The sequence below is a fragment of the Marinobacter sp. C7 genome, from assembly GCF_022343555.1.
In the GTDB taxonomy this organism is placed as follows: domain Bacteria; phylum Pseudomonadota; class Gammaproteobacteria; order Pseudomonadales; family Oleiphilaceae; genus Marinobacter.
This window is the reverse complement of the sequence record NZ_JAKQZH010000001.1, coordinates 1,531,720-1,549,818: the sequence shown is the minus strand read 5'-3', so window position 1 is coordinate 1,549,818 and position 18,099 is coordinate 1,531,720. Positions and strand designations below refer to the sequence as shown.

The 18,099-nt window shown below is 55.8% G+C and carries 16 protein-coding genes and 1 other RNA gene; 10 read left to right on the top strand and 7 right to left on the bottom strand.

What is annotated here, in order from left to right; all coding sequences use genetic code 11:
* Positions 1 to 15: 15 nt before the first annotated feature.
* The 5 genes from recR to MD273_RS07110 all read right to left on the bottom strand — a co-directional run bounded on the left by recR (position 16) and on the right by MD273_RS07110 (position 3,923).
* The gene (recR, locus tag MD273_RS07130) at positions 16 to 618 is read right to left on the bottom strand and encodes a recombination mediator RecR (RefSeq protein WP_239037047.1); all 603 of its coding nucleotides are present in this window, start codon (positions 616 to 618) and stop codon (positions 16 to 18) included.
* A 32-nt stretch (positions 619 to 650) separates the two neighbouring features.
* On the bottom strand, positions 651 to 974 hold the full coding sequence (locus MD273_RS07125) for a YbaB/EbfC family nucleoid-associated protein (protein ID WP_091999429.1): 324 nt from the start codon (positions 972 to 974) through the stop codon (positions 651 to 653).
* Between the two features lie 3 nt (positions 975 to 977).
* Complete coding sequence (dnaX, locus tag MD273_RS07120) at positions 978 to 2,828, bottom strand: DNA polymerase III subunit gamma/tau (RefSeq protein WP_239037046.1); 1,851 nt, start codon at positions 2,826 to 2,828, stop codon at positions 978 to 980.
* 149 nt (positions 2,829 to 2,977) lie between these two features.
* Positions 2,978 to 3,074: signal recognition particle sRNA small type (ffs, locus tag MD273_RS07115), an RNA gene on the bottom strand.
* A 99-nt stretch (positions 3,075 to 3,173) separates the two neighbouring features.
* Positions 3,174 to 3,923 carry a 2OG-Fe(II) oxygenase gene (locus MD273_RS07110; protein WP_239037045.1) on the bottom strand — a complete coding sequence of 250 codons (750 nt, stop codon included), beginning with the start codon at positions 3,921 to 3,923 and terminating at the stop codon, positions 3,174 to 3,176.
* A 117-nt stretch (positions 3,924 to 4,040) separates the two neighbouring features.
* On the opposite strand from MD273_RS07110, the gene MD273_RS07105 reads away from it, so the two are divergent.
* The 6 genes from MD273_RS07105 to MD273_RS07080 all read left to right on the top strand — a co-directional run bounded on the left by MD273_RS07105 (position 4,041) and on the right by MD273_RS07080 (position 12,886).
* The gene (locus MD273_RS07105; protein ID WP_239037044.1) at positions 4,041 to 4,961 is read left to right on the top strand and encodes a D-hexose-6-phosphate mutarotase; all 921 of its coding nucleotides are present in this window, start codon (positions 4,041 to 4,043) and stop codon (positions 4,959 to 4,961) included.
* A gap of 13 nt (positions 4,962 to 4,974) precedes the next feature.
* Complete coding sequence (locus MD273_RS07100) at positions 4,975 to 5,790, top strand: lysophospholipid acyltransferase family protein (protein ID WP_239037043.1); 816 nt, start codon at positions 4,975 to 4,977, stop codon at positions 5,788 to 5,790.
* Positions 5,790 to 6,737, top strand: coding sequence for an SDR family oxidoreductase (locus MD273_RS07095; protein ID WP_239037042.1), 948 nt, complete (start codon positions 5,790 to 5,792; stop codon positions 6,735 to 6,737). The genes MD273_RS07100 and MD273_RS07095 overlap by 1 nt, the downstream gene beginning before the upstream one ends.
* A gap of 48 nt (positions 6,738 to 6,785) precedes the next feature.
* On the top strand, positions 6,786 to 8,921 hold the full coding sequence (gene prsK / locus MD273_RS07090; protein WP_239037041.1) for an XrtA/PEP-CTERM system histidine kinase PrsK: 2,136 nt from the start codon (positions 6,786 to 6,788) through the stop codon (positions 8,919 to 8,921).
* Positions 8,922 to 9,057: 136 nt separating this feature from the next.
* On the top strand, positions 9,058 to 10,434 hold the full coding sequence (gene prsR, locus MD273_RS07085) for a PEP-CTERM-box response regulator transcription factor (RefSeq protein WP_353050300.1): 1,377 nt from the start codon (positions 9,058 to 9,060) through the stop codon (positions 10,432 to 10,434).
* Between the two features lie 49 nt (positions 10,435 to 10,483).
* On the top strand, positions 10,484 to 12,886 hold the full coding sequence (locus tag MD273_RS07080) for a tetratricopeptide repeat protein (RefSeq protein WP_239037040.1): 2,403 nt from the start codon (positions 10,484 to 10,486) through the stop codon (positions 12,884 to 12,886).
* A 9-nt stretch (positions 12,887 to 12,895) separates the two neighbouring features.
* Here MD273_RS07080 and MD273_RS07075 read toward each other — a convergent pair whose 3' ends face one another.
* Together MD273_RS07075 and MD273_RS07070 are read right to left on the bottom strand one after the other, a co-directional pair.
* The gene (locus MD273_RS07075) at positions 12,896 to 13,555 is read right to left on the bottom strand and encodes a GNAT family N-acetyltransferase (protein ID WP_239037039.1); all 660 of its coding nucleotides are present in this window, start codon (positions 13,553 to 13,555) and stop codon (positions 12,896 to 12,898) included.
* Positions 13,552 to 14,445 carry an alpha/beta fold hydrolase gene (locus MD273_RS07070; RefSeq protein ID WP_239037627.1) on the bottom strand — a complete coding sequence of 298 codons (894 nt, stop codon included), beginning with the start codon at positions 14,443 to 14,445 and terminating at the stop codon, positions 13,552 to 13,554. The genes MD273_RS07075 and MD273_RS07070 overlap by 4 nt, the downstream gene beginning before the upstream one ends.
* Before the next feature lie 159 nt (positions 14,446 to 14,604).
* Between MD273_RS07070 and MD273_RS07065 the strand changes: the two genes are divergently transcribed.
* The 4 genes from MD273_RS07065 (at position 14,605) to MD273_RS07050 (ending at position 17,966) form a co-directional block, all read left to right on the top strand.
* Positions 14,605 to 15,054 (top strand): FAS1-like dehydratase domain-containing protein, encoded by a 450-nt coding sequence (locus tag MD273_RS07065; RefSeq protein WP_239037038.1) that lies wholly within the window; start codon positions 14,605 to 14,607, stop codon positions 15,052 to 15,054.
* Positions 15,041 to 15,517: a hotdog family protein gene (locus MD273_RS07060; RefSeq protein WP_239037037.1), complete on the top strand. Its 477-nt coding sequence runs from the start codon at positions 15,041 to 15,043 to the stop codon at positions 15,515 to 15,517. Before MD273_RS07065 ends, MD273_RS07060 begins: the two co-directional genes overlap by 14 nt.
* A gap of 59 nt (positions 15,518 to 15,576) precedes the next feature.
* Positions 15,577 to 16,440 (top strand): CheR family methyltransferase, encoded by an 864-nt coding sequence (locus MD273_RS07055; RefSeq protein WP_239037036.1) that lies wholly within the window; start codon positions 15,577 to 15,579, stop codon positions 16,438 to 16,440.
* A 191-nt stretch (positions 16,441 to 16,631) separates the two neighbouring features.
* Positions 16,632 to 17,966 (top strand): PA14 domain-containing protein, encoded by a 1,335-nt coding sequence (locus MD273_RS07050; RefSeq protein ID WP_239037035.1) that lies wholly within the window; start codon positions 16,632 to 16,634, stop codon positions 17,964 to 17,966.
* The last annotated feature ends 133 nt before the right edge of the window (positions 17,967 to 18,099 follow it).

Here is an 18,099-nt window from a genome sequence, read left to right as displayed (position 1 = left end):
AAAAGCCTGGTCAGCCTATTCGGAGAGTGGTTTTCGACCGCGGAAGGCGTGGGTCAGTGTGAAGCCATCAACGTAGCCGAGCTCACCGCCTACCGGGATGCCATGAGCCAGACGGGTGATGAGTATGTTCCTGCCATCGAGACGATCGGCAATGTAATGGGCAGTCGCCTCGCCTTCGACGGTGGGATTGGTTGCAAGAATCAACTCTGTGACCCCCTCCTCCCGAACACGATGCAGAAGGCGCTCAATGCCGATTTCTTCCGGACCGACGCCGTCAATCGGGGAGAGATGCCCCATCAGGACAAAATATCCGCCCCTGTAATCTCCGGCCTGCTCAATGGCCAAGAGGTCGGATGGGCTCTCCACCACGCACAGAGTGCCGTTCTTGCGGGCCGGGTTCTCACAGATACCGCAGATCTCGGTATCGGCAAAGTTCTGGCACGAATCACAGCGGCGCACACCATCCATTGCCGTACGCAGGGCCTCGGACAAACGGGTACCGCCGGAGCGGCCCCGCTCCAGGAGGTGGAAGGCCATTCGCTGTGCGGTTTTCTGGCCAACGCCCGGAAGGCACCGCAGAGACTCTACCAGCTCATCAACCAGTGGACTGAAAGCCATCGACTATCCTCGGAATACAACAGACGAACTGATCAGAACGGCATCTTGAAGCCCGGGGGCATACCCATGCCCGACATCATTCCGGACATTTTTTCTTTCTGGTTGGCCTCAACCCGGCGAACGGCATCGTTCACCGCGGCGGCAAGAAGGTCCTCAAGAATCTCCTTTTCTTCCGACATGAGGGACGGATCTATCTCCACCCTGCTCACATCATGGCGGCCATTCATGGTGACTTTTACCAGGCCTGCTCCGGCCTCGCCGGTCACCTCCGCCTTGGCGATCTCTTCCTGAGCCTTCTTCATTTCTTCCTGCATTTGCTGGGCTTTTTTCATCAAATCGCCCATGTCGTTAAACATGCTTTATCTCCTGCTGGTCTCGATGGGCCGGATACTGTCTTCGACTATCCGCGCCTCAAATCGTTCAACAATCGACTGAACGACCGGATCCTTGCGAATGGCGTCCTCGGCCGCCTGCTGACGCGCCCGACGTTGCCGCTCTTCATAGGCAGCCGGCGTATGGGGGCCCGGATCGCCCTGCTCCAGACGTACCTCGATGGAGTCGCCGAAGCGGTTTCTCAAGGCACTGGTGATTTTTTCTTCATGCCGGGCATTAAGCAGGCGGGCGTGGCCCTCGTCAATCGTGAGGACGATGGTATTGCCGTCCTGCGTCATGGCGCTGTGACTGGCCAGGTTGCCAGGCATGCCGACAATGCCGAGATTCCGGAAGTCGCGCTCCCAGACAAAATCGCCGGTTCGCTCCTCGACAACAGGTTCCGGAGCCGGCTCGGTTGACGGGGCAGGCGCCGGCTCAGAATCTGCTTCCGCAACCGGGTCGGGCCCTGCTTCCGGCAGACCCGGTTCATACCCGAATTCCGGTTCTACCTCGGGTGGTTCCTCAGGCAGCGGCGGCTCTTCGTAGACCGGCGCCGGTTCTGGCTCGGGTTCCCGAATCTTCTCCGGGACTGGCTCAGGTACCGGTTTGACTTCGGCCACCGCCGCCGGCTCTACTGATGCCTCGGGCCCGGGCTCGGACACTTGCGCGACCGCGGCGGGCGCGGGCTCATCCCGGGCTTCCCCGGTTGCGGAATCACCACCGGAACCCATCGTGGGCGGTTCCCGCCTGTCGGTACCGGGGCGGAATGCGAGCATCCGTAGCAGAGTCATCTCGAAGCCCATACGGGCATCCGGCGTGATATCGAGATCCTTTCGCCCCATCAGTGCCGCCTGGTAGAACAACTGGGCATCCTCGGCACTGAGCTTTTTGGCCAGTGACTGGACCTGGCTGGCATCACCCAGGGCATTATCGGCACTGCCGGGCACTACCTGCTCCATGGTTACCCGATGGAAGAGGGACAGCAAATCCGCCAGGATCACACTGTAGTCCGGGGCAAAATCCGATATCCGGGCAATTTCAGAAAGCAGGCCCGGCCCATCGCGTTCAACCAGCGCGTTCACGATACGCTCAATGTCCCGCTGATCAATGGTACCCAGCATGTTGCTGACATCACTGGCGGCCAGTTTCTGATTACCGAAGGCGATGGCCTGGTCGGTCAGGCTCAGGGCATCCCGCATACTGCCGTCTGCCGCACGCGCCAGTAGCCAGAGTGCCGGCTCCTCGAAGGGAATGCCCTCCTCGGTCAATACATGCTTGAGATGGCCTGCAATGTGCTCCGGAGTCATGCGCTTGAGGTTGAACTGCAGACACCGGGACAGGACTGTAACCGGCAGTTTCTGGGGGTCGGTGGTGGCCAGCAGGAATTTTACGTGTTCCGGCGGCTCTTCCAGGGTCTTCAGGAACGCGTTAAACGACTGGTTGGTGAGCATGTGCACCTCGTCAATGAGGTACACCTTGTATCGGCCGCGGGTCGGCGCATACTGGACATTATCGGTCAGTTCCCGCATGTCATCGACACCGGTGCGTGACGCGGCATCAATCTCGATCAGGTCAACAAACCGGCCTTCCTGGATCTCCTGACAACTGGTGCACTGGCCGCAAGGATTCGGGGTTACGCCGGTTTCGCAGTTGAGGCAGCGGGCCAGCAGACGGCCGATGGTGGTCTTGCCCACACCGCGGGTACCGGTAAACAGGTACGCATGGTGCAGACGCTGGTTTTCCAGGGCATGGATCAATGCCTGAAGCACGTGTTCCTGGCCCACCATGTCCTCGAAGGTGCGGGGGCGCCATTTACGGGCAAGTACCTGGTAGCTCATGTTCCGTCAACTGCTGTGAAAATGCGATTAACCATAGCATGGACCCGCTTTGATAAGAAGCAAAGTTGGCAGTCTGTCGCCGGGACCGAATCACAATTACGGGCGAAGAATCAGGGAATTAACACATAGGGAGGGAAAGTTGGGGGTGACCCCACCAGCAGATCTCCGGCACACAAATCCACCGCTTCGGCTGCTCCCTTCCGGGCCTGACCGGGTTCACGGTTTCATGTTGCGGAGGCACCAATGGGGCCACCATAACGGCGTTCCGGGGTTTCCCCCGAAAGCGGCGCGCATATTAGCAAATGGGTCTGAAGACTACAACGGGAAATCGCCTGCCCTTGAAATTCAAAGGGGCAAAGGCACTTCATCCTGACGGAACCAGCAAGCCAGGCTGTACCGGGTGCGGTTCGCCGGCAGGACCTCGTGGGGAATTTCTTCACTCAGGAACAAGGCCATCCGGCCGGCTTCGGGAACCACAATTCCGCATACCTCGTTCTCGTTATCCCGGTTGAACACCTGCAGCGCACCACCATCCCCGGGAGCCCAATCGTCATTCAGGTACAGCACCAGGCTCACCACCCGGGAAGCGCGCCCACGGAAGCTGTCGAGGTGCCTCTTATAGAAATCTCCCGGATGATAAGTGGCGTAATGGGTCTCGAACCGTTTCAGGCCCAGAAAAAGACGCTGATTCAGACCGGACCGGATGCTTTCCAGAAAACGGAAGAGTTCAGCCTGGGGCGGGGTAATTCCCTGCAGCCATGCAATGCGGTCACGGCGCACCGCCCGATCCCGGACCAGATCCGAGCCACGCCCGATGCCTGCGCTCTTCATGGCATCGGTCCGGTCGAGGATAACAACCTCCTCCCGGAGCGCCGCCAGAAGTCCGGCGCCCAACCGATCCCGGGTGTCCAAGGACATCCAACCGTGCTCACTCAGACTCTCCGCAACCTGGTCAAGCCAGGCCTCGGAGATACCGGGAACATTCGCATCACCACTATGGGCCGGCTCGATGTCACTCCCCGCAACTGCATCAAGCTCGCGGCTCACAACCTGGGAAAGGGGGTCTCTGATCGGGATAACAGCCGGATTGTCCATTGCGGGCCTCTCTATGAAATCGCCGTTATTTTAGGCACAAATCTCGCCGGCCGGTGAGTTTTAATTTACTCTGGAGATAAGCAGATACACTTAACGGCCAAGCTATTCGATACATTTATGTCAGAAAGCAGTCAAAGACCCTCCCAATCTCTCTCTCCGGGCCAGTGGTCCTTCACGCGCTGGAAAACTATCGGCCACCTTGAAGCCCTGGAAGTCCATCACCCGCTGTTTCGTGCAACCCTGTTCCTCCAGGGGGCACACCTGACACAGTTCATGCCGAGCGACGAACCGGACTGGCTCTGGCTGAGCGAAAGTGCCCGCTTTGAGCCCGGCAAGGCGATCCGGGGCGGCATACCGGTATGCTGGCCCTGGTTCGGCGATCCCCTGAGAAATCCGCCGGCTGTTCGCAAACGCATCCACACCAACAGCGCCCACGGCTTTGCCCGCACAGCCTTATGGAAACTCGAAGACGTTCGGGAAAGCGCACACGAAGTGGAGATCAGCTTGTCACTGGATGCCAACGAGGATTTCGCGGAGGCCTGGAATGGCCATGCACTTGCACTGCTCACCTTCCACTTTTCGGTTCGGGGCTGCCAGCTTGCCCTGACCACCACAAACCTTGGTGACGAGCCCCTCGCCTTCAGCCAGGCGCTGCACACCTACCTGCCTACCTCGGATATCGCCCGCTCCCGGGTGCTGGGCCTGGGCTACAGCCAATACATCGATACCCTGGACAACTGGGAATACAAGAACCAGGAAGGCCCGGTGTATTTCGAGGGGGAGACCGACCGCATATACGAGAGCGGAGAACCTTTGACCATCGTGACTCCGGCGGGAAGCCGAAAACTGACCTCGGTGGGCAGCGACTCGACAGTGGTCTGGAATCCCGGCCCGGAAAAGGCGGCCCGCCTGTCGGACTTTCCTGATGAGGCCTGGAAGACGATGTTGTGTGTCGAAACCGCCAATGCGGGCAGCGACTACAGGGTGCTTAATACCGGCCAGAGCCACACTTTGGGTGTACTGATCGGACGCAAATAACCGGGGAGAACGGATGAGCCTGGCGAGTTACCTGAAATCAAAGCTGATTCCCGCAGACATTGACGAGCATATAAACCGCATCCGTAAGCCCATCGGTTCGCTGGGCTATGACCCCTGGGGCTATAACAATGAAGCTATCAAGTACGGCTTCACTCTCACCCGGCAAATCTACGAGAAATATTTTCGCGTTGAGGCGCACGGTGTGGAGAATGTTCCGGCCGAAGGTCCCGTGCTGATCATTGCCAATCACAGCGGGCAACTCCCTCTCGATGGGCTCCTGATCGGCTATGCCCTGGCCTCCCGCAAACAGCAGCCCCGAATTCCAAGAGCGATGATCGAACGTTTCTTCCCGACCGTTCCCTGGCTCGGCAACCTGCTGAACGAATTCGGAGCTGTGCTCGGCGACCCGGTGAATTGCGCCAAAATGCTTGCCAACGGCGAAGCTGTCATCGTGTTCCCGGAAGGCGTCCGCGGCTCCGGCAAGCTTTACCAGGATCGCTACCAGCTCAAGCGCTTCGGCAACGGCTTCATGCACCTTGCGATGAAATACAAGGCCCCGATTGTCCCGGTGGGGGTGGTTGGCTGCGAAGAGACCATCCCCGCTATCGCCAACATCAAGCCCCTGGCAAAAGCTTTGGGAATCCCCTACGCGCCGGTCGCCCTGCCCGTGGTGCTTCCTGCCAAGGTTCACCTGAATTTTGGTCCGCCGATGTATTTTGACGACCTGGAGATTCCGGAGGAACTGGTAACCGAGAGAGTCGAGCAGGTAAAAGCGGAAATCAGCCGCCTCATCGACAAGGGATTGAGTGAAAGGAAAAAGCTGTTCTGATGGCCAAGCAACGCAGACCCCATATTCTCGTCACCGGTGCTGCCGGCGCCCTCGCCCAGCGGGTAATCAGCCAGCTGCGCGACCACTGCGACCTGGTCGCGGTGGATTTCCGGGAACAGGTTTACCTTGGAGACGATATCCCCAGCTACTGCATCGATTTCACCAAGCGGGTATTCGAGGACCTTTTTCGCCGCTACGAATTTGACGGAGTGATCCACCTCGGCAGAATCCAGTCCAGCCAGTTAACCCGGATGCGCCGTTACAACGCCAATGTACTGGGCACCCAGAAGCTCCTGGACCTGAGCCACAAATACGGCATCAAACGGGTCGTAGTGCTCTCGACGTACCATGTGTATGGCGCCGTGGCCTACAATCCCGCGCTGATCGACGAATCCGCCCCGCTGAAAGCAGCCGGCCTCAGCGCGGACCTCGTAGACTCTGTGGAACTCGAAAACCTGGCAAACATCTACCTGTGGCGCTATCCGGAACTGAACATTACGATCCTGCGCCCCTGCAACATTGTCGGCCCCGGGGTTCGCAATACCATGAGCTCCCTGCTGGGTAGCGAGAATGCGCCGGTTCTTGCGGGTTTCTCCCCGATGATGCAATTCATTCACATCGACGACATGGCCGATGCCATCGTCAAGACCTACAAGAAACCGGTTCGCGGAGTCTACAACGTTGCCCCGGAGGACTGGGTTGCCTACCAGCACGCACTGAAGCTCTGTGGCTGCCGGCGCATTCCCATTCCTTCCATTCCACCGGTGGTTCCGAACCTGATACTGAAAACCCTGAAGCTCAAGAGCTTCCCATCGTATCTGACGGCGTTTTTCAAGTATCCTGTGGTTATTGACGGCAGAGCCTTTGCCCGGGAGTTCGAGTTCAAGCCGAATCGGCCCCTGAAGGAAATATTCCGGTTTTACCGGGAGAACAAGCGGCCGGTGTAGCGACCGGCCCGCTGTCAGGGAACGTGGCAGCAACGCAGGAAGCGAGGGATGCTTAGTGATCTCAGCCTGATCAGCCATAGCTCGGCGGCTATTGCCTTCGGGTTCTTGACCACTCTTGTCGCGACCCGCTATCTCCGGCGGGATGTGGATCGCGCCCTGTTCGCTGCCGCCCTGATAACAACGATCTGGGCCGGAGCACTGGTCACCCAGTCACTCTGGGGTGTTCCCGGCTTTATTCCCCGATACATCATCGAACTGCTCCGCGATGGAGCCTGGGTTGCCCTGTTATTCGCCCTGCTCCGGAACGCCTCCCGCCAGGGCACCCTTCATGGCCGAATGAAGCGAATACTGGGCGCCGCCATTTTTACCCTGATCTTTGCCCTGCTGGCATTCGGAATTCTGGAGTTCATGTTCGGCTGGGAGGTCCTGAACGGCAAAACCCGGGTGCTCGGGCAAATCGCACTTTCACTCATGGGGCTCTCCCTGGTGGAACAGATTTGGCGCAATTCCCCGAATTTCGGCCGTTCCAGCATCAAATACATCTGCATCGGTATAGCCACCATCTTTGCGTTCGATTTCTTCATGTATGCCGATGCCCTTTTGTTCGGCCAGATTTCCGAATCCTTCTGGAACGCCCGCGGCATGGTCAATGCGCTCCTGGTCCCCCTGTTTGCCATCAATGTACTGAATACCCGCAAACAACCGGTGGACTTTCAGTTGTCCCGCTCCGCCGTTTTCCATGCCGGAACCCTGGTCCTGGCCGGAGGCTACCTGCTTTTCCTGGCCCTGGGCGGTTATTACGTCAAGATCCTCGGGGGCGAATGGGGCGATGCCCTAAGGGTCCTTTTCCTGACCATTTCCCTTACCTTTCTTGTCACCCTGCTTCTTTCCCGCCGGATCCGGGCCCGACTCATGGTGCTGATCAGCCAGAACTTCTTCGACTACAAATACGACTATCGTGAAGAATGGCTGAAAATGACCCGGGAAATGGCCAACCTCGGGGACGACCCTCCCCTTCCGATCCGGGTTATCCATATACTGTCAGGCCTGGTCGAGAGCAATGCGGGGGCCATCTGGCTTCGTGACGAGCAGGGCGACTATACGCTCAAGGGATCGGTGAATATGGCCCTTCCCAGGTACACAGTGATTGATTCGAACTCGGACCTGATTCGCCTGTTCCGGGAACGGGAATGGATCGTGGACCTTCATGAATACCGCGATGACCCGGTGAGCTACGATCTGCTGGAGATTCCCGATCCCATCGCCCAGACCCCCGACGCATGGCTCGTCATCCCCCTGTATCTGGACAACGACCTCTACGGCATCGCCATGGTCGGCAACCCCTACGCCCGTCTGGAGCTGAACTGGGAAAATTTTGACCTGATCAAGGTGGTAGCACGGCAATCCTGCAACCTGCTGGCACAGGCTGACGCCCAAAACCGGCTGTCCCGAGCCATGCAATTCGAGGCGGTAAGCAAGGCTTCATCTTTCATGGTCCACGATCTGAAAACCGTGATCGCCCAGCTTTCGCTGCTCGTCAAGAATGCGCCAAAGCACAAGCATAACCCTGCGTTTATCGAGGACATGATCAACACCACGGAACATGCGGTGCGGAAGATGTCCAATCTGGTGGATCACATTCGCAAACCGGATCAGGGCGGCAATGTCCGCCAGCAGGAAATTGATCTGGCAGAGCTGGTCCGAAGCCTCGTCGCACACCACAGTAATCGTCTGCCGGCGCCCAGACTGGAAGGAAATCTGCCGGATGTCCGGGTTCGGGCGGATTATGAGGAACTGCGTAACGTGCTTGGACACCTGATTCAGAATGCTCAGGACGCCACGCCTCCGGACGGCGAAATAACGCTGAACATCAAAACCTCAAGGGGCAATGCAGTGCTCTTCATCCAGGACACCGGTAGCGGTATGAGCGAAGAATTTATCCAGACTTCCCTCTTCAAACCCTTCGAAAGCACCAAAGGGCTCGCAGGAATGGGCATTGGGGCCTACCAGGCGCGGGAATATGTGCGCCAGATCGGGGGTAACATCAGTGTTACAAGCGAGGCGGGAATCGGTTCCTGCTTCTCCGTCAGGATTCCTTTGGTCAATCAGGGGGCAGAAACCATAGACACCGACGATAATCCGCGGGATACCGACACGATCACCCCGGAACAAAACGTCAAATAATTGGCAGTTTTATTACCTCTGAAAAATGCACATTGCAAAGCGTCAATCTTCGGTTAAAAATTAGCTAAGGGAATATTGCGAAACGGATTGTTTCGACTGGATGGCAGCCTGCATTGACAAGGGATGTGTTGTGGTTGTGAGCAGACGACTTTTGATAGTAGAGGATGACCCGGGTCTCCAGAGCCAGATGCGATGGTGCTTCAGTGATGATCTGGAGATATCGGTCGCCGCGGACAGGCAATCGGCGCTGACAGTCCTGAGAAGAGACGAGCCTGGCGTGGTTACTCTGGATCTTGGGCTTCCCCCTGACCCGGGCGGAGCCACCGAAGGTTTTCGCCTGCTCAAAGACATAGTGCAGCTGGCTCCGACGACCAAGGTTATCGTGGTGACCGGACGGGAGGACAAGGAAAATGCGGTGCGTGCGATTGGCATGGGCGCTTCCGATTTTTACCAGAAGCCGCTGGATGCCGATATCCTCGCCTTCGTTGTCAATCGCGCATTCCGGCTCGCCGAACTGGAGCGGGAAAACCGGGATCTTTCCAGGGGTCGCAACGGAACATCCGTCAAGGGCATCGTCGCAGCGAGTCCACAAATGCTTTCCGTCTGCCGAACCCTCGAAAAAGTCGCCCCCACCGACATTACGACCCTCATCACCGGCGAAACCGGCACCGGCAAAGAGCTCTTGGCCCGGGCCCTTCATGATCTGAGCCACAGGGCCGCCAGCCCCTTCGTAGCTATAAATTGTGCGGCTATCCCCGAGAACCTCCTGGAAAGTGAATTATTCGGTTTTGAGAAGGGGGCCTTCACCGGGGCGACCCACAGCAAGAAAGGTAAAATTGAGAACGCTGACGGTGGCACATTGTTTCTGGACGAGATTGGAGACATGCCAATGCCGCTGCAAGCCAAGCTGCTCAGATTTCTCCAGGAGCGGACGGTAGATCATGTCGGTGGCATGACCCCGGTTCCTGTCGATATCAGGGTTGTTTGCGCGACCCATCGGGATGTTCGCAAACTCATCGAGTCGGGCGCCTTCAGGGAAGACCTTTACTACCGAATCAGCGAGATTACCCTTCACGTTCCACCGCTGCGCGAGAGGGAGGGAGACGCACTCCTGATTGCCCAGTCACTGCTTAAATCCCTCACCAGGGAAATGGACCGTTCCACGTTATCGTTTGCAGATGATGCAGCCCAGTCCATCTCCGAGTACTCCTGGCCCGGCAATGTCAGAGAGATGATCAACAAGGTTAAGCGGGCCATCATCATGGCAGAGGGAAAGCTCGTGACGGCAAGGGACCTTGAACTGGAATGCGCAGCCGAAAAACCACTGAATGGTCGGCTCAATCTCAGACAAGTGCGTGAGAGCGCCGAAAAGCAGGCCATTTTGCAGGCTCTGCATTCGAGCAATTTCAACATGGCCCAGGCATCACGGCTTCTGGGCGTGACTCGCCCCACGCTCTATAACCTTACAGACAAATACAGCATTGAAACTTCGGCAAGAGCCGAAGGCATGTGATGTTACGAAGTACCGGTGCACGGATGGGCCGGCGAGGAGTATGACAAAAATGACAGCAAGGAATGGTCTCTCACTTCCGACGGTTCCGACAATGAAGCTCGTCCGACTGGCAATCCTGGCCTGCACACTACTTTGGCTTGGCGGTTGCAGTGATGGGGAAAGCTTGAGCCAGCAGGAACTCAAATACCTGAGCCATGTCGACCAGGCGGTTTTCTTCCAGCGTCAGGGAGAGCTGAAAGCCAGCACGCTCGAAGCGCGAAATGCGATGGAGCTGCGCCCGGATAACCCGACCCCCTATTTGATCGTAGCCGCCAATTCTATACTGGTCGGTGATGGTTTTAGCGCACTCCGTCATCTGGAGCATATGCTTGAGGTCGTTCCATCTGATGCCCTGACCGACGATAACCAAAGCCAACTGAAGTTGCTTCGGGCAGAGGGATTCCTGCTGGAGAAACGATTTGAGGAAGCACTTGCCGAGCTGGATGCATTGAAACCCTCGTCACCTTCGCTGCAACTCGACGCCGCACTGCTCCGGGGACGCATCCTTCTTGCAGCAGGACAGCCAGACGATGCCCGGGAGGCCTATGGCCATGCGCGGGAACTCGATGCCGACTCAGTCGACGCGATTATCGGGCTTTCCAGGGTTGCCTGGGCGACTGACAAGCCCGCACTCGCACGCTCCTTGATTACAGAGGCCAGCGAACTTGCCAATGATGATGCCGAGTTGTGGTTGTGGAAAGCCGAGGTTGCGCAGGCGGAGGAAAACTGGAAGGACGCTGAGAGCGCCTATTTCAGAGCGCTCGAAGATATTGGCCAGTATGATGTGATGACCCAACGCAAATACCAAACCATGTCAGCCCTTATTGAGGTTCTTCGGAAGCAAGGAAAAGCAGCCGAAGCCTTTGTCTACCACGACATCCTGGCCAAATCGGCTCCCGGCGCGCTTAGTGCAAATCTGACAGCCGCCAGCCAGGCCATGAAGGACAATGATCTCGACACCGCCACCCGTTATCTGGAGGAGGTTCTCGCAGAAGTTCCGGAGCACCCGCAGGGTTCGATGATGCTGGGACTGATCTACTTCCGACAGGGTCGGGCCGAGGAAGCCGCACGTCTGCTGGAACCCATTGTGGAGTCCCGCAATATTGAGGAAGCCCGGAAGCTTCTGGCAGCCGTTCGTATACAGATGAATGATCCCGATGGGGCCCGAAAGCTGCTCGACAGCTTGGAAGGAAAACAGCAGGATCCCGAGATCGAGGCCCTGACCGGCATTGCGTCCCTGGCCAGCGGCGACTTTGATGCCGGCGAGGCACTGATTGAAAGCTCCCTATCCCGGAGGCCGGACAATCACAGCCTGCGCATGCGCTATGCGCGATATCTGATGCAACAGGGAAAGATTGACGAAGCGATCGGTCATGCGCGCCAGCTAACCGGCATCCCGGAAACATCCACAGATGCCTGGACGGTTCTCGTCCAGGCCTACCTGGCGGATAACAACGTCAGCGCTGCAAGACAAACCGCGGATGAGTGGATCAAAGCCCATCCCGATGACAGCGCCGCCCTGCTGGCCCGCGGGGAACTGGCACAACGTGAAGGCAGACTCACCGAAGCTGCAAGCTACTTCCAGCGGGCCGAAGAGAATTCACCTGGCAGCGTTCCTGCGTTACTTGCCTCAGCGGGGCTAGCGGTGCAACGGGGCGACACCGACTCTGTCCGTGCCATATACCAGCGACTGGCTTCGCTCGCAGCAGACAATCTGGACCTTGCTCTGCGCGTATCCTCCATGGCTTTCAATCAGGGCCTGGAAAGCGAAGGACTAAACGTACTCAGGCAAGCAAAGGAAAACCATCCGGATTCTCCCAAACCTCTGCTGGCTGAGGCTCGTTATCTCTCGAGCAAAGGCGACCATACCGGTGCGGCCCGGCTTTACAGACTCGCACTCACACAGGTCCGCACAGTCGAAGTAGAGCTTTCTTACGCCCTGGAGCTTTTCAAAGCTGGCGACCGGGATGGAGCTCTCGGGGCTCTGGGGGAGGCATCCGCAAGATTTATGAACGAGGACCGGATCCCTCTCACGCGGGCTTTGCTTGCGCAACGAGCCAACCAACCCGAAACCGCCATCACCGCCTATGAACAGGTTTTGGACCGAAATGAAAACAATCTGATCGCTCTGAACAATCTGGCGTTACTCTACCAGGAGGGCAAACGGCCGGAGGCTCTTCCGATTGCTGAACGGGCCTACAGGTTAGCGCCGGAATCCGGTTCGGTTGCGGATACCTATGGCTGGATTCTTTACCAGAACGGTCATGTTAAAGACGGCCTCCCCATCCTGGAGAAAGCATGGCACCTGGAGCCCCGTAACGGGGAAATCCGGGGTCACCTTATCGAGGCCTACAAAGCCTCGGGACAGGAGGCAAAAGCATCAGATCTTCTTGAAGAGACGGTCACCCGCTGACCTCACCTGCTAGTCGGCCGGTCTTCCCGGCCAGAAATCTTTGGCCATAACGAGGTGACTGCTAACCTCGCCGTCTTTATGGCGAATCTTCAGCTCTCCGACCTTTTCATATCCGCTCTTTCTGACACCGTGCAGCGACTTGGTGTTCAAATGATCGACAAATCCAAACAGCCTTTTAATGCCTTCCCCTTCCAGCAACCGCAGCAGATGCAGGTGTCTCAGCCCCTGAAAGCCTAGCCCCCTGTACTCGGGGTCGGTATAAGCCTTGTAGTTGTATATCGCGTCTCTGGGTAAATTCAGATAAACCCCATCATCAATATAGGCAACCTTGCTGACCCAAACCCATGCATAGCCGGTCAGTTTATCGCCATCCATCTGAACGAGACATCGTGCAACATCCTTCTCCACCCGTTCGATGTCCACGGGCGCAATTTCGAAGGAAGGCTGCTTCATCAGGCTCCTCAGTTCCTCGGGCGTGGCAAAATGAAAATCGTGCCCCTCGGAGGCTTCAAGCGCTTTCGGAATCGGCCTTGGCCTGCTCAGCGCAACGAGAATGAGCCGCTTTGTACCCTTGTGGAGGAAGCCACTCCAGGCGACCGAACACATCTCGGCAAATCCGTGAAGCCTGTATACCTCAACCAGAAAGCTCAGCCGTTTCGCCAGCTTCATCGCACACTCTCCCTTGTCTGCTCGTAAAGGCCGCAGATCTCTTGAACGACCAGATCGGGGTCATTGCCCGGTATGTTATGGCCGGCTTCAGGTGAAGCCGCAATCGTCCTTGCGCCTGAGATCGCTTTGCCAAGCTTTTCCATGTTCTCAAACGGCACGGTTGCATCGCTCTCAGACCATAGAATAGTCACGGGCTGCCGAATCTTCGATACCATCGCTTCCCAGCGCTCACCGTACGACGCCGTGACAGTGAGAGCCTGCAAAACACGGCTGTCCGGGTAGAGTTTTTTGTATATGGGGCTTCTCGCGAGCGCCGCGGCGATAGAATTGAGCCCCCCCCTGTGGAAGAACATCTCGGCTACAGAGGACATTTTCAGTCCGCCCCGCATCCCGGAAGGAGCCATCAACACTGCCCCCACTACACGATCCGGATACGCAGCTGACATCCAGGCTGCGATACTTCCTCCCATCGACGTCCCGACGACGATGGCCCTACCCACCGCAAGCTCATCAAGAAGCGCAATCATTCGTTCTGACTGTGCCGGCACCGTGTAATCCCGCCAAGGCCCGACCGATTCTCCGAACCCCGGTAGATCCACTCTGATATGCTGCCCGCAATCAACCAGACCGGGCCACACCCGGTCCCAGTTATTCAACGAACCATTGAAGCCGTGCAGCAACAGTACTGCCGGTTCACCGCTCCCTCTTGCTTCCAGCCTCAAACGGGCATGGCCCTCGCTCACCTCCAACTCGACGGTCTGTTCGCCCGGAACGGGGGGAACGGTGTACTCATAGGGGCCATATTTTCCCATACCCCAAATAAGTATGCCGCCAAACAAAATACCGACGCTTGCCAAAACTGATATAAAAACACCAAGCATCTTAAGCATCACTCATACCATTCCCTGGGCTTTATATCTTTTATTGATTTTTTTTGAGTATAAATGAATCAAAAATTTTATCCATGGAGCTGGGAATGCGGGATAGCCTTTCCTATACTTTGATACATAAAAATGGATAAGTCCCGAAGGAATAGGGAGTTACAACAAATGACCCACAAGCCATCCAAAACGTTTACTTATACGGTTACTGCACGGGATATCAAACGATTCGCACAGGCGATCGGTGATAACAATCCGCTCTATCATGACGAGGAATTCGCCAAACGATCGCCATTTGGCGCCATCGTCGCACCTCCCCTCTTCTGCCAGTCCATGACGTTCGAGGATGTGCCTCTTGCCGAACTGCCGGAGGACCTTTCTCCCTCGGAACTGGATGTCGATGTCCCGGCGCAGCGTACAGTTGGTGGCTCCAGCCACTATGAGTTCTACCAGTTTATCCGCCCGGGGGATGAAATTACCGTCTCGTCCTGCATCGATTCTGTTACCCCGAAGGAAGGTAAAAGCGGGCCACTTTATCTGGTTCAGGTTGAAACCCGATTTACAAACCAGTTCGGTGAGAGGGTTGCAAAGGAGGTTGCTACTTATGTCAAAAAATAATCTGAACCTGAACATTGGGGCAATTGAAGAAATTTACTCCGGATATGATTTACCCTCGCAGGACTTTCCAATTGATTCGGTGAATATATTTATGTTCAGCGCAGTAACCTGGAATCGTCATCGTATCCATTACGATCACGAGCAGGCCGTTCGGGAGGGCCATAAGGGAATCGTCGCTCAAAGGGGCTTATTGGGAAACTTTCTCTGCCAATATCTGAACAGTATATTTTCAGGGGCATTTATAGAACAGGTTGACTGGAAAGTTCTGAAAAGCGCAGGTCCGGGAGACACCTTAACCTGTTGCGGTAAAACTCTTGAAGTGGTCCCGGGCGAAGATTCCGATGCAGCAATCATCGATCTTGAACTGGTCAATCAATCCGGGGAGCTCGTAACATCCGGTCAGGCTCGCGTTCGGGCAATAAAAGAGACTGACAGAATCAAACCCATCCGGAAACCATTCTAGTATCTGCTGTCCGCGATTCATGCCAGGCGGACAGCAAGGCTCACCAAGAGCGGTTTTTAATGAAAGAAACGGCCAGAGTGTCCTATCGTTTCCTGCGGCAGGAGGTTTGGAACAACCTTCTGCTCTTCCCTTTTTACAACCGCAGATTTCAAGCACTCCAAAGGGAGGCCCGACGGAGTCAATCTCATACCTATACCCGTTTCTACAGATCTGAAGGGCAGCTAAGGGCCCTCACGGAGCAGGTCATCCCCTTCATACAAAGCGGCCTCGATGGTGCCGGAAACGAGCCTGTACAGATAAACATCATGGCCGGTTCCAATGGCGCCGAAGCCGTAACTATTACATCGGTACTGCTGAAGGAATGCCCCGGCCTCAACTTCCGGGTTCACTGTTCAGATCTGCATGAAAGCACGGTGGCCCAGGCCAGGTCCGGGATATACGAACTCTCTGAGGTCGACAACACGGGAGTGCCGGAGGACTTTATAGAACGAACGTTTCAGAAAACCGGTCAACACCTGCGGGTGAGACCCGACATTCTGGACAGGATTACGTTCTTCCAGGCTAATATTGTCTCCGACCCGCTCCCCAAGCTCTATCCTCCCGGCGACCTCGTTTTCATGCAGAATGTGCTGTTTCACCTGGAAGACACGGACGCCCGATCGGCTTTTTCCAACTGCCTTGCTATCGCAAAACCAAGGAGTGCGTTTTTCCTGGATGGGATGCCCCTTGAAATGCGAGTGGAGCTGACCCGGGCGGCGAACCTGGAGCCTTTAAACTACCAGGTTAAAAAGATTCATCAGGATGCCCGCAAGCATGTTCCGGATGATTGGTGGAATTTTTATTATGGGTCGGAGCCGTATTTGTTTTTCCGGATGAACAAACTATACAGGTATGGGACCATATTTCTTAAACAATACGAATGACATACTCGCCAAGTATTTGGACTCAGAACTCCTACACCTTCAATCAATCAAGCCCCACTTAACCCCTCTTCCACTGAAATAACTCATCAATTTAAATAACGAAATATTCCATACATCCAGTGGAACGTCGTCAGCACACAGACGATACTGAATCTTATGTGTGTTACCTATTTCAACCGACAGGGTGAAATATGAACAAATTCATTAGGTTAATTGCAATCTCACTATTCCTTATCCTAACAGGATGCCAGGCATGGCAGTATCAAAGAATAAGCGACCTTCCCTCTCCTGCAGCAATTCCCGAAGTTAGTGAACCAGGAAAAGTAGAGATCTGGTTTTACGACGGCATTTCCGGCACCAAACTGGAAAACCTGACCACTGCAAGTATTTTTCCGGATAAGCCCACTGATACTGACGAACTGACCTCACTTGATTTCCCCGGCAACCGTGGTCCCAATTATGGTGCACTAGTCCGGGGCTACTTAAGCGTTCCTGAGGACGGTGGCTACAAATTTTATCTCAGTGGCAATAACGAAACAGAGTTTTGGTTAAGCAGAACAACTAGCACAGACGACATAAAAAGGATTGCTTACGTTCCAGATTGGACATATCACCAAGAATACACAAAATATAGCTCTCAGATCTCACCGATCCTGTACCTCTCTGCGAGCCAGACCTACTATTTTGAAGTGCGACTTAAAGAAAGCGGGGGCAGCGATAATTTCAGCGTTGCATGGGAGGGACCAGGGATATCCAGACAAATTGTCCCATCCTCCGCTCTCATGACTTATGCCCAAACCCTCCCAGGTTCTGACTCGACTAGCGATGGAACCGATTACAGCCTCGGTTACAAGGTTGGCTATTTTGACGGGAAACAAGGGGTTGCATTCAATCCATCCTACCCTCCCCTTGACAAAGACGGGGATGGGCTATACGACAACTGGGAAGTTGTCATGGAGCTGAATCCTAACGATCCTGGTGACGCCACAAGTGACGTTGACAATGATCTATTAACCGCAATTGATGAATTCGACATAGGAACCTCACCCGTCCGGGCAGACACTGATGGTGACGGAATTCCGGATGGAGGAGAGTTTGCGTTCCAGCTGGATCCCCTGAACAGCAGCGATGCCTCCCAAGATCGCGACAATGATGGCGCCACCAATCTTGAAGAGTACCTTGCCGGAACGGACATGGACAACGAGTCGGATTATCCGGCCACCAGCTCCGATGGGACCTCGACAGATTCAGGAACAGCAGCAGCGGGCAGCGTGACACTGCTATGGACCGCCCCGTCAACCAGGACTGATGGCTCGTCTCTGGCCCTCAGCGAGATCGATTACTATGTTATCAGCTATGGCACGTCGACGGGTTCTCTGGACCAGACAGTGAGGGTGTCAGGGAGTGAGACGTCATATACAATTGAAGGGTTGGATCAGGGAACCTGGTACTTCACGATCAGGGTGGTGGACTCCAGCGGAGTCTCCAGCGACGATTCGAGCCCTGTCAGTTACACCGTCAATTAGAAGTGGATTTGCGCAGGCTGGCCAACATCATGGAGATCCATTGCAGGTAACGGCTAATGGGTCTCCCTGTACAGTAGATTGAAAATAGCCTTTTCGACGAGACCCCTGTACGGCATGGAAACTATCTGAAGCA

Coding starts and splice junctions, on each gene's coding strand:
- recR (WP_239037047.1), bottom strand. CDS start 618: ATGGCTTTCAGTCCACTGGTTGATGAGCTGGTAGAGTCTCTGCGGTGC.
- MD273_RS07125 (WP_091999429.1), bottom strand. CDS start 974: ATGTTTAACGACATGGGCGATTTGATGAAAAAAGCCCAGCAAATGCAG.
- dnaX (WP_239037046.1), bottom strand. CDS start 2,828: ATGAGCTACCAGGTACTTGCCCGTAAATGGCGCCCCCGCACCTTCGAG.
- MD273_RS07110 (WP_239037045.1), bottom strand. CDS start 3,923: ATGGACAATCCGGCTGTTATCCCGATCAGAGACCCCCTTTCCCAGGTT.
- MD273_RS07105 (WP_239037044.1), top strand. CDS start 4,041: ATGTCAGAAAGCAGTCAAAGACCCTCCCAATCTCTCTCTCCGGGCCAG.
- MD273_RS07100 (WP_239037043.1), top strand. CDS start 4,975: ATGAGCCTGGCGAGTTACCTGAAATCAAAGCTGATTCCCGCAGACATT.
- MD273_RS07095 (WP_239037042.1), top strand. CDS start 5,790: ATGGCCAAGCAACGCAGACCCCATATTCTCGTCACCGGTGCTGCCGGC.
- prsK (WP_239037041.1), top strand. CDS start 6,786: ATGCTTAGTGATCTCAGCCTGATCAGCCATAGCTCGGCGGCTATTGCC.
- MD273_RS07080 (WP_239037040.1), top strand. CDS start 10,484: ATGACAGCAAGGAATGGTCTCTCACTTCCGACGGTTCCGACAATGAAG.
- MD273_RS07075 (WP_239037039.1), bottom strand. CDS start 13,555: ATGAAGCTGGCGAAACGGCTGAGCTTTCTGGTTGAGGTATACAGGCTT.
- MD273_RS07070 (WP_239037627.1), bottom strand. CDS start 14,445: ATGCTTAAGATGCTTGGTGTTTTTATATCAGTTTTGGCAAGCGTCGGT.
- MD273_RS07065 (WP_239037038.1), top strand. CDS start 14,605: ATGACCCACAAGCCATCCAAAACGTTTACTTATACGGTTACTGCACGG.
- MD273_RS07060 (WP_239037037.1), top strand. CDS start 15,041: ATGTCAAAAAATAATCTGAACCTGAACATTGGGGCAATTGAAGAAATT.
- MD273_RS07055 (WP_239037036.1), top strand. CDS start 15,577: ATGAAAGAAACGGCCAGAGTGTCCTATCGTTTCCTGCGGCAGGAGGTT.
- MD273_RS07050 (WP_239037035.1), top strand. CDS start 16,632: ATGAACAAATTCATTAGGTTAATTGCAATCTCACTATTCCTTATCCTA.